The organism is Streptomyces sp. NPDC104096, from assembly GCF_055584385.1.
The window spans coordinates 100,043-109,121 of the sequence record NZ_JBVJMD010000001.1 but is presented as its reverse complement, the minus strand read 5'-3'; the positions used below and the strand labels follow the sequence as shown (position 1 = coordinate 109,121).

8 protein-coding genes are annotated in these 9,079 nt (G+C 69.6%); 3 read left to right on the top strand and 5 right to left on the bottom strand.

The genetic code is table 11. The features are described 5' to 3' along the window. Positions 1-9: 9 nt before the first annotated feature. The gene (locus ACZ60B_RS00545; RefSeq protein WP_007383963.1) at positions 10-369 is read right to left on the bottom strand and encodes an NADH-quinone oxidoreductase subunit A; all 360 of its coding nucleotides are present in this window, start codon (positions 367-369) and stop codon (positions 10-12) included. 867 nt (positions 370-1,236) lie between these two features. Here ACZ60B_RS00545 and ACZ60B_RS00540 point away from each other — a divergent pair. After that, a complete protein-coding gene (locus ACZ60B_RS00540; protein WP_469382995.1) occupies positions 1,237-2,043 on the top strand; it encodes a C40 family peptidase in 807 nt (268 codons plus the stop codon). A gap of 105 nt (positions 2,044-2,148) precedes the next feature. Here ACZ60B_RS00540 and ACZ60B_RS00535 read toward each other — a convergent pair whose 3' ends face one another. Next, positions 2,149-3,486: a geranylgeranyl reductase family protein gene (locus ACZ60B_RS00535; RefSeq protein WP_469382994.1), complete on the bottom strand. Its 1,338-nt coding sequence runs from the start codon at positions 3,484-3,486 to the stop codon at positions 2,149-2,151. 47 nt (positions 3,487-3,533) lie between these two features. On the opposite strand from ACZ60B_RS00535, the gene ACZ60B_RS00530 reads away from it, so the two are divergent. After that, positions 3,534-4,040 (top strand): GNAT family N-acetyltransferase, encoded by a 507-nt coding sequence (locus ACZ60B_RS00530; RefSeq protein WP_469382992.1) that lies wholly within the window; start codon positions 3,534-3,536, stop codon positions 4,038-4,040. A 113-nt stretch (positions 4,041-4,153) separates the two neighbouring features. Further along, positions 4,154-4,492: a PASTA domain-containing protein gene (locus ACZ60B_RS00525; RefSeq protein WP_450664195.1), complete on the top strand. Its 339-nt coding sequence runs from the start codon at positions 4,154-4,156 to the stop codon at positions 4,490-4,492. Between the two features lie 53 nt (positions 4,493-4,545). On the opposite strand, the gene ACZ60B_RS00520 is transcribed toward ACZ60B_RS00525, so the two are convergent. Genes ACZ60B_RS00520 through ACZ60B_RS00510 form a run of 3 tightly spaced genes read right to left on the bottom strand, consistent with a single transcriptional unit; the run spans position 4,546 to position 9,072 of the window. Further along, positions 4,546-5,241 carry a demethylmenaquinone methyltransferase gene (locus ACZ60B_RS00520; RefSeq protein ID WP_469382990.1) on the bottom strand — a complete coding sequence of 232 codons (696 nt, stop codon included), beginning with the start codon at positions 5,239-5,241 and terminating at the stop codon, positions 4,546-4,548. A 58-nt stretch (positions 5,242-5,299) separates the two neighbouring features. Further along, complete coding sequence (locus tag ACZ60B_RS00515; RefSeq protein WP_469382988.1) at positions 5,300-6,694, bottom strand: acyltransferase family protein; 1,395 nt, start codon at positions 6,692-6,694, stop codon at positions 5,300-5,302. Then, on the bottom strand, positions 6,691-9,072 hold the full coding sequence (locus ACZ60B_RS00510) for a bifunctional polysaccharide deacetylase/glycosyltransferase family 2 protein (RefSeq protein WP_469382986.1): 2,382 nt from the start codon (positions 9,070-9,072) through the stop codon (positions 6,691-6,693). Before ACZ60B_RS00510 ends, ACZ60B_RS00515 begins: the two co-directional genes overlap by 4 nt. Positions 9,073-9,079: the final 7 nt, after the last annotated feature.

The window sequence follows — 9,079 nt, the reverse complement described above, 5'->3', positions numbered from 1 at the left end:
CTTGGCCCCTCAGTCCCATTCCAGCCCGCCGCGCCGCCACACATACGCGTAGGCGACGAAGACGGTGAGCACGAAGAGCAGCATCTCCACGAGCCCGAACACACCCAGGGCGTCGAAGGTGACGGCCCACGGGTAGAGGAAGACGATCTCGATGTCGAAGACGATGAAGAGCATCGCCGTCAGGTAGTACTTGATGGGGAAGCGCCCGCCGCCGGCCGGCGTGGGGGTCGGCTCGATGCCGCACTCGTAGGCCTCGAGCTTGGCCCGGTTGTACCGCTTCGGACCGATCAGCGTGGCCATGACCACGGAGAAGATCGCAAAGCCTGCCCCGAGGGCTCCCAGTACGAGGATGGGCGCATACGCGTTCACCGCTCCTCGCTCCTCTCAGTCGGCACTGACTGGTGGCGGTTGCGTCGGGCCCGGGGCCCTCCTCACCGGTCCCGCGAACCTCGCCCGTCCGGGCGAAGATCGCGAACATGTGAAGCAGGTCACAAGCCCAACCGCCTCGCATCTTATGCCTGCCGGTCTGTGATCTGCGACACGGGGTATTGCACAAGCTTTGTGATCTCCACCACCTGACGAAGGATCATGAAGTCGGATGAGCGGTGATCTTCACACGTGAAGCGTCCGAGTGGTCACCAGAGGTGACATTTTCCCTCGTCCGCGCAGGTGGTCGGGGGCGTCTCAATATCAAGAGGCTTCCCTTGCATGCAAATTGGCGCTGGGCCGGACCCCTTGATATTGGGCGGCATTCACACATCAGAGGGAGCCGGGCAACGCGATGTGGACGCGTGCACGCGTTCACGAGCTCCCCGGGGCGCGAACCGGAGGCGAGCCGGAGCGGAGCGGGGGCACGAAGAAAGGGCGGAGAGGAGTCGGATGGGAGAGCCGGGCGCGAGGCCGATCACCGGCCGGGCGCGGACCGTCGACGCGCGGCGACGCCGCCTCCCGCGCGAGACGCGGCCGCCCCGGTGACCGTTCCGTGACCTCCGCCACATCCATGAGAGTCCCATGAGAACCGGGCTTGGCCAACGGTCCTCGGCGATGGTAGGTCGCGGGCAATTCGGACGTAACCGCGAAAGACCGTGATCACAGGCTTGATCACCTGTGTCCACAATGTCCGTTACGGCGTCAATAAGGAGTGGCGCGAACGGTATTGAGGGGCCCCGTTGAACAATTGTGGCGCAGCACACGTTGCTTGAAGGTATGGAGGAGCCCCTGATACCGCTAGTACCCATGTCCCACACCGCTCACATACGCAGCCACCGGAAGCCCCGCCGCAGCGCGTCGACGATCGCGATGCGGGCCGGAGTCGCCGGCGGCGTCCTCGGCACCCTGGCCGTCGCGGCATCGGGCGCGGCCAACGCCGCCGAGCCGGTGACGCAGACCTTCGAAATGCCCACCCTCACCGGCGACCTGGTCGCCCAGATCGCCCAGTCCGCGGACGCCACGCAGCAGGCCGCCGCGGACTACCAGCTCCAGGCCGAGCGCGACGCGGCTGCCGCGAATGCCGCGAAGCAGGCCAAGGCGGACCTGGCCGAGGCGAAGCAGAAGGCCGAGGCGGCCAGGAAGAAGGCTGCCGAGACGGCCCGCAAGGCCGCCGCGGAGCGCGCCTCGCGCGACTCGGCGCGGGACACGCTCAGCACGAGCGCCTCCACGGCCACGCAGGCGAGCACCTCGACGGCGACCGGTTCGGCCGCGGCCGTCATCGCCTTCGTCAAGGCCCAGGTCGGCGACGCCTACGTCTCCGGTGGCACCGGCCCCAACTCGTGGGACTGCTCGGGTCTGGTGCAGGCCGCCTTCAAGCAGGTCGGCATCGACCTGCCGCGCGTCTCCCAGGACCAGTCGGTCGCCGGCACCCAGGTCTCGCTGAGCAACCTCCAGCCAGGCGACATCCTGTACTGGGGCAGCGCGGGCAGCGCGTACCACGTGGCGGTGTACGTCGGTGACGGCATGTTCGTCGGCGCGCAGAACCCGTCCACGGGCGTCGTGATGAAGCCCCTGTCGTACGACCCGCCGAGCGGCGCGGTGCGCATGCTCTGACGCGCACGCGCAAGCCGTACGGGGTGAAGGGCCGCAGCCGCTCGGGGGCAGCGGCCCTTCCGGCATGAAGGGGTCCCGGTCCTCGGCCGGGACCCCTTCCCCGGGTCAGGCCTTCGGGGCCACCTTGCTCAGGCCGTTGATGATGCGGTCCATCGCGTCGCCGCCGGTCGGGTCGGTGAGGTTGGCGAGGAGCTTGAGGGTGAACTTCATCAGCATCGGGTGGGTCAGACCGCGCTGGGCCGCGATCTTCATGACCTTCGGGTTGCCGATGAGCTTCACGAAGGCGCGCCCCAGCGTGTAGTAGCCGCCGTAGGTGTCCTTGAGGACCCGCGGGTAGTGCTGGAGGGCCGTCTCGCGCTGCGCCGGGGTCGAACGGGCGTGGGCCTGGACGATGACGTCGGCCGCGATCTGGCCGGACTCCATGGCGTAGGCGATGCCCTCGCCGTTGAAGGGGTTGACCAGACCGCCGGCGTCGCCGACGAGGAGCAGGCCCTTGGTGTAGTGGGGCTGGCGGTTGAAGGCCATGGGCAGGGCCGCGCCGCGGATCGGGCCGGTCATGTTGTCCGGGGTGTAGCCCCAGTCCTCGGGCATCGACGCGCACCAGGCCTTCAGGACCTCGCGCCAGTCGAGTTCCTTGAAGGAGTCCGAGGTGTTGAGCACGCCCAGTCCGACGTTCGACGTGCCGTCGCCCATGCCGAAGATCCAGCCGTAGCCGGGCAGCAGCCGGTCCTCGCCGGGGCCGCGGCGGTCCCACAGTTCCAGCCAGGACTCCAGGTAGTCGTCCTCGTGCCGCGGCGAGGTGAAGTACGTGCGCACCGCGACGCCCATCGGGCGGTCCTCACGGCGGTGCAGTCCCATCGCCAGGGACAGCCGGGTGGAGTTGCCGTCGGCGGCCACCACCAGCGGGGCGTGGAAGGTGACCTCCCGCTTCTCCTCGCCGAGCTTGGCCGTCACACCGGTGATCCGGCCGGTGCGGTCGTCGATGACCGGGCCGGAGACATTGCAGCGCTCGAACAGGCGGGCGCCCGCCTTCTGCGCCTGGCGGGCGAGCTGCTCGTCGAAGTCGTCGCGCTTGCGGACGAGCCCGTAGTCGGGGAAGGAGGCGAGTTCCGGCCAGTCGAGCTGGAGGCGGACGCCTCCGCCGATGATCCTGAGCCCCTTGTTGCGGAGCCAGCCGGCCTCCTCCGAGATGTCGACGCCCATCGCGACGAGTTGCTTGACGGCGCGCGGGGTGAGTCCGTCGCCGCAGACCTTCTCGCGCGGGAACTCGGTCTTCTCCAGCAGGAGTACGTCGAGGCCGGCCTGGGCCAGGTGGTAGGCGGTGGCGGAGCCGGCCGGCCCCGCGCCCACGACGATCACATCGGCGGTGTTGTCGGAGAGTGGCTCGGTCACGGCGGGATCTCCCCAAGGTTCGAAATCTGCGTGCCGACCGGCACTGGACATGGGCAGTCTATTCAGCAGAATTGATCACCCGGATGAAGGGCTGCTCCGTGAACCGACCTCTGCCCGTCGTGCACCTGCGCGTCCCCACCGACGAGGACGCCGTCGCCTGGCATCGGATCTTCGACGACCCCGATGTCATGGAGTTCCACGGCGGCAGATCCTCGGAGTTGTACGTCTACGAGGAACTCACGGCCCGCCAGCGCCGGCACGACGCCGAACGCGGCTTCTGCCTGTGGACGATGCTGGACGAGTCCGGCCGGGTCATCGGCTTCACCGGGGCGCAGCCGTGGCCGCAGGAGTGGGGGCCGAAGGGCGAGATCGAGATCGGCTGGCGGCTCGGGCGGGAGCACTGGGGCAAGGGGTACGCGACCGCGGCCGCGCAGCTGACGCTGGAGCGGGTGCGCGCGGCGGGGGTGGAGAGCGTGGTGGCGATGGTCCTGTCCCAGAACGCCCGGTCGATCGCGGTCACCCGGCGGCTGGGCATGAGCCTCGCCGAGACGTTCACGACCCCGACCTCGAAGAAGGAGGGGCACTGCTACCGGCTCGCGTTGTGAATCCCGCAAGCAACGGGTGACGCTAAGTAAGTATTCGTCACAGAAAGCCACTTGAAGCTTCCGGACGGCACCCTCGGGCGGTTACTCTGCCAGTACCGCTGGGGGTGACATCTGTGCGCTTGACACCCAAAACGCCTGAAGTGCGCGTACCCAAGCTCGTCGGTCTCATGGCCGTGGACGCCCGCGAGACCGCCGCGGCGCACGGCTTGCTGCTGGCCGCACCCGACCGGCCCGAATTCCATCGAACCGTCGTCGACTACGTCGTACGGCAGTATCCGCCGCCCGGTGTCGAGGTGCCGCGCGGTGTCGTCGTGACCGTGTGGTTCGACCTCGGCGAGGGGGAGGGCGGCGGAGGCGCCGGCGTGCGCGAGCCACGGATCCCGAACCCCACCGGGGGCGGGATGCAGCGCGAACTGGGCGAACCGGGCGGCGCCTTCGAGGTGACCAGGTAGCGGAAGGGCAGGGGGCACGGCCACGGGGAGCGGCCGCGCGCCGAAGGCCCGCCTCAGGCCTGCTTGAAGCCCCGGTGCAGGGCGACGATGCCGCCGCTCAGGTTCCGCCAGGCCACCTTCGACCAGCCGGCCCCGCGCAGGCGCGCGGCGAGTCCGGACTGGTCGGGCCAGGCGCGGATGGACTCGGCGAGGTAGACGTACGCGTCGGGGTTGGAGGAGACCGCGCGGGCCACCGGCGGCAGCGCGCGCATCAGGTACTCGGTGTAGACGGTGCGGAACGGCGCCCAGGTCGGGTGGGAGAACTCGCAGATCACCACGCGGCCGCCGGGCTTGGTCACCCGGTACATCTCCCGCAGCGCGGTGTCGGTGTCCTGCACGTTGCGCAGCCCGAAGGAGATGGTGACGGCGTCGAAGGTGTCGTCCTTGAAGGGCAGCCGGGTCGCGTCGCCGGCCGTGAACGGCAGCCAGCCGTTGCGCTTCTTGCCGACCTGGAGCATCCCGATGGAGAAGTCGCAGGGGACGACGTAGGCGCCGGTGCGGGCGAAGGGGAGCGACGACGTCGCCGTACCGGCGGCCAGGTCGAGGACCTTCTGGGCGGGGCGGGCGTCCACCGCCTTCGCGACCTCCTTGCGCCAGCGCCGGTCCTGACCGAGGGACAGCACGTCGTTGGTGAGGTCGTACCGTTCCGCCACGTTGTCGAACATCGAGGCGACTTCGTGCGGCTGCTTGTCCAAGGATGCGCGGGTCACCGGCCCATTGTGGCAGTACGGGCCGGACGCACCCACGCCCGGCCCACCCACCGACGTGTCACGGCAGCAGCCTCGGCCTCTTCCTGGCCGCCACGTCCTCGACCCACCCGCACAGCAACACGAAGAGCGCTATCAGGATCCAGCCGATGCCGAACATGAACCACTGGCTCTCCAGCGGCAGCCACTTCTCGAACGCGGGCACGTCCCAGAACCGGTCTATCAGCGGGACGGCGAGGATCAGCGCTATCTCGTGCCACAGGTAGATCGTCACCGCGCGGGCGTTGAAGACCGTCACGATCCGGTCCAGCCGGCGGAACCGGGAGAGGCCGGCGAAGTCGACCGCGAAGCGCGCCTTGAAGTACATCAGCAGCGTCACGAACCCGGCCGACCAGAAGGCCTGCGCGAGCGGTATCTCGTCCAGGTCGTAGGTGCCGAACTCGCCCTGGTGCGAGAGGGCGTACCAGCCGCCGAAGGCGATCGCGGCGAGCGGGAGCACGACGACCACGGCCGGCCGCAGCCGCTGGAGCACTCCGTCGCGGTGCGCGAAGCCGAGGATCCAGCAGAACAGGTACGTCGCCAGGTCCCACAGGGCGCTGCCGAAGCGTCCGTCGGGCGGCGACCAGACGAGCTGGAGGACCGTGATCGGGGCCAGGGAGGCCAGCAGGACCGGCACCGGGGCCGCCCGGAACACCCTGAGCAGCACCGGGGACAGCAGCACGAACCAGAGGTACGTCCGCAGGTACCAGAGGATCTCCCAGGCCTGCTCGCCCCAGGCGTTGCCCGGCGGATCGCCCAGCGGCACGACCCAGTAGACGATCTGCCAGCCCGGCATCCAGTCGTGGAGCAGCATCGCGAGGACCACGAAGAAGCCCCAGAACCAGAACGGCGGCAGCAGCCTGCGCAGCCGGCTCCTCACGACCTTGGCCGCCGGGCGCTCCAGGGACTTCGCCATCAGGGTGCCGGCCAGGCCGAACATGATCCCCATCGAGGGGAAGACCATCCCCGCCCAGGCCCACCCGAACGTGTGATACGCGACCACGCGCACCAGCGCCACGGCGCGCAGGGTGTCGAAGTAGCGGTCACGGCCGGCCGGCTTCGGCGCGGGTGGGGGCGGGGGCGGAGAGGGGGGCGTCTCCTCCGCGCCGGCGGGCGCCTCGGTCTCCGGCTCTGCTTCGGGCGCAGACCCGGGTTCGGGCTCGGTCTCCACCGGGGGCAGCGTCGTCGTCAGGTCGGCCGGCGGCTGCTGCTGCCCGTACCCCGCGTGCGGCTGGGGGTAGGGCTGCCGTACGTACTGCTGCTGCGGTTCCTGACCGCCGTATCCATACCCGTAGCCCTGCCCGTAGCCCTGCTCGTACCCGTACCCGGGCTGCTGCGGCTGCTGCCCGTGGCCGTGGCCGTGCCCCTGCGGCGGATACCCCGGCCGGTACGGCTGCTGCTCCGCTCCCCAGCTCATCGGCTCGCCCCCGCCGGGGTGCCGACCTCGCCGGTGCGCTTGAGCTTCTGCCACCGCAGCCGGCCGCCGGTGAGTGCGGTGATGCAGGAGTGGATGAGGACGAGGTACATCATCTGCCGGTAGGCCAGTTGCTGGAGCGGCATCATCAGCAGGTAGCGGTACTTCTCGCGGTCGAGACGGAACGCGTACGCCGCGCAGGTCAGCTGGACCGCCAGCACCGCCAGCCAGGCCAGCAGGGCCGCCCGGAAGTCGATGAAGATCATCGAGTAGACGGTGAACACGTCGATGAGGGGCGCGAAGACCGGGGTGACGATCTGGAAGATCACCACCAGCGGCATGCCCACCCGGCCGAATCGGCCCGACGGCCCCTTGTCCGTCAGGGACTTGCGGTGCTTCCACAGCGCCTGCATGGTGCCGTACGACCAGCGGTAGCGCTGGGACCAGAGCTGCTTGAGCGAACCGGGCGCCTCCGTCCAGGCCTTGGCGTGCTCCTGGTAGACGACCCGCCAGCCGTCGCGGTGCATGGCGATGGTGATGTCGGTGTCCTCGGCGAGGGTGTCCTCGCTCATCCCGCCGACCTCCAGCACGGCGTCCCTGCGGAACGCGCCGATCGCACCCGGGATGGTGGGCATGCAGCGCAGCAGGTCGTACATCCGGCGGTCGAGGTTGAAGCCCATCACGTACTCGATGTGCTGCCAGGCGCCGATGACCGTGTCGCGGTTGCCCACCTTGGCGTTGCCCGCGACCGCGCCGACCTCCGGGTCGGCGAAGGGCTGGACCAGCTGGTGCACGGCGTCCGGCTCGAAGACGGTGTCGCCGTCCATCATCACGACGATGTCGTGACTGGCGCTGCGCACACCGTTGTTGAGGGCGGCCGGCTTGCCCGCGTTCTCCTGGCGGACGACCCGGACGTTCGTCATGCCGAGCGACTCGGCCGCGGCACGGGCGATCTCGGAGGTACCGTCCGTGGAACCGTCGTCGACGACGATGATCTCGATCGGATGGGTGCTCTGCGCCAGCGACTTCAGGGTGTTGGCGATGCACTCCTTCTCGTTGTACGCCGGGACGATCACGCTCACCGGCCGGGTCACCGTGGGCCCCCAGCCGAACCGGCGTCTGTTGCGCTGCCGGTAGTGGCGGCGGGCGAGGATCAGCATCATCCCGAAGCGGCCCATGACGGCGACGCCCACGACCATGAGCCCGACCGAGAGCACGGGCACCGTCCACTCGGCGACGGCCACCGCCACGATCAGGGCCTTGCCCTCGTAGAGGGTGGCGCCGGTGGCCTGCCGGTGCGCGGCCTGGAGACCGGAGGTGGTGCCGGCGGTGGTGCCGCCTGTGGTGCCGCCGCCGTTCGGCGGGGTTCCGGTGGGCTGACCGCCGGACGCACCGGCATCGGCGGCACCCGCCGCCTGCTGCCGGTCCGCATCCGTGCCCGCGCCTGTAGCGGCCGCGCCCGAGCCCGTGCCCTTCGCGGCCGTGCCCCGGCCCGCCGCCTCGTCCTTCTGCATGACGCCGCTGATGGTGGTGAAGGTGTAGCCCTTCGCCTTCATCTTCTTGATGTACTTCGGCAGCGCCTCGATCGTCTGGGAGCGCTCGCCGCCCGCGTCGTGGAACAGGACCGACGCGCCGTCGGTGCCGCTCGGCGTCGCCCACTGGATGATCTTCGAGACGCCCGGCCGCTTCCAGTCGTCGCTGTCGGTGTCGACGAAGACGCTGGTGTAGCCGTCCTCGCCGAGCCTCTTGTAGACGGGCCAGCTGTAGTTGTCGATCGCGTCCGTCTCGGAGGAGTACGGCGCGCGGAACAACGTCGTCGTGATGCCGGCCGCGCCCGCCAGGGCGAGCTGAGTCTGTTCCATTTCCCGGTCGACCCGGGTGCCGCTCTGGTACGAAAGGTCGACATGGGTGAAAGTATGGATTCCGACCTCGTTGCCCTGTTCGACCATCGTCTTCACGATGCCCGGATAGCGCGAGACCATCGAGCCGACCAGGAAGAACGTGCCGGGCACGTCGTTCTCCTGAAGGATCTTCAGGACCTGGGGCGTCCAGGTGGGGTTCGGGCCGTCGTCGAAGGTGAGGGCGATCGTCTTGTCCGGCACCGAGACGCTCGTGGCCTGCCCGCCCCGGAAGGTGAGGATCGGACCGCCGTCGAGGATCTTCTCGGGGACCTTGCTCGAACTCGCCCCGTCGCGCACCCGTTCGTCACCGCCGACCTCGGCGCGCAGATAGCCGTCGAGCAGCATCACGCACGTCAGGGCGAGCAGGAGCAGCAGAGCGAGGATGACACGGGGCTTCTGGAGTGCCGCGGCCCGGCCGGCCGCCCGCTCGATACGGGTGGGGGCGCGGCGCCGGCCGCGGGGGGACGTCGTGGTCGTCATGAGGGTG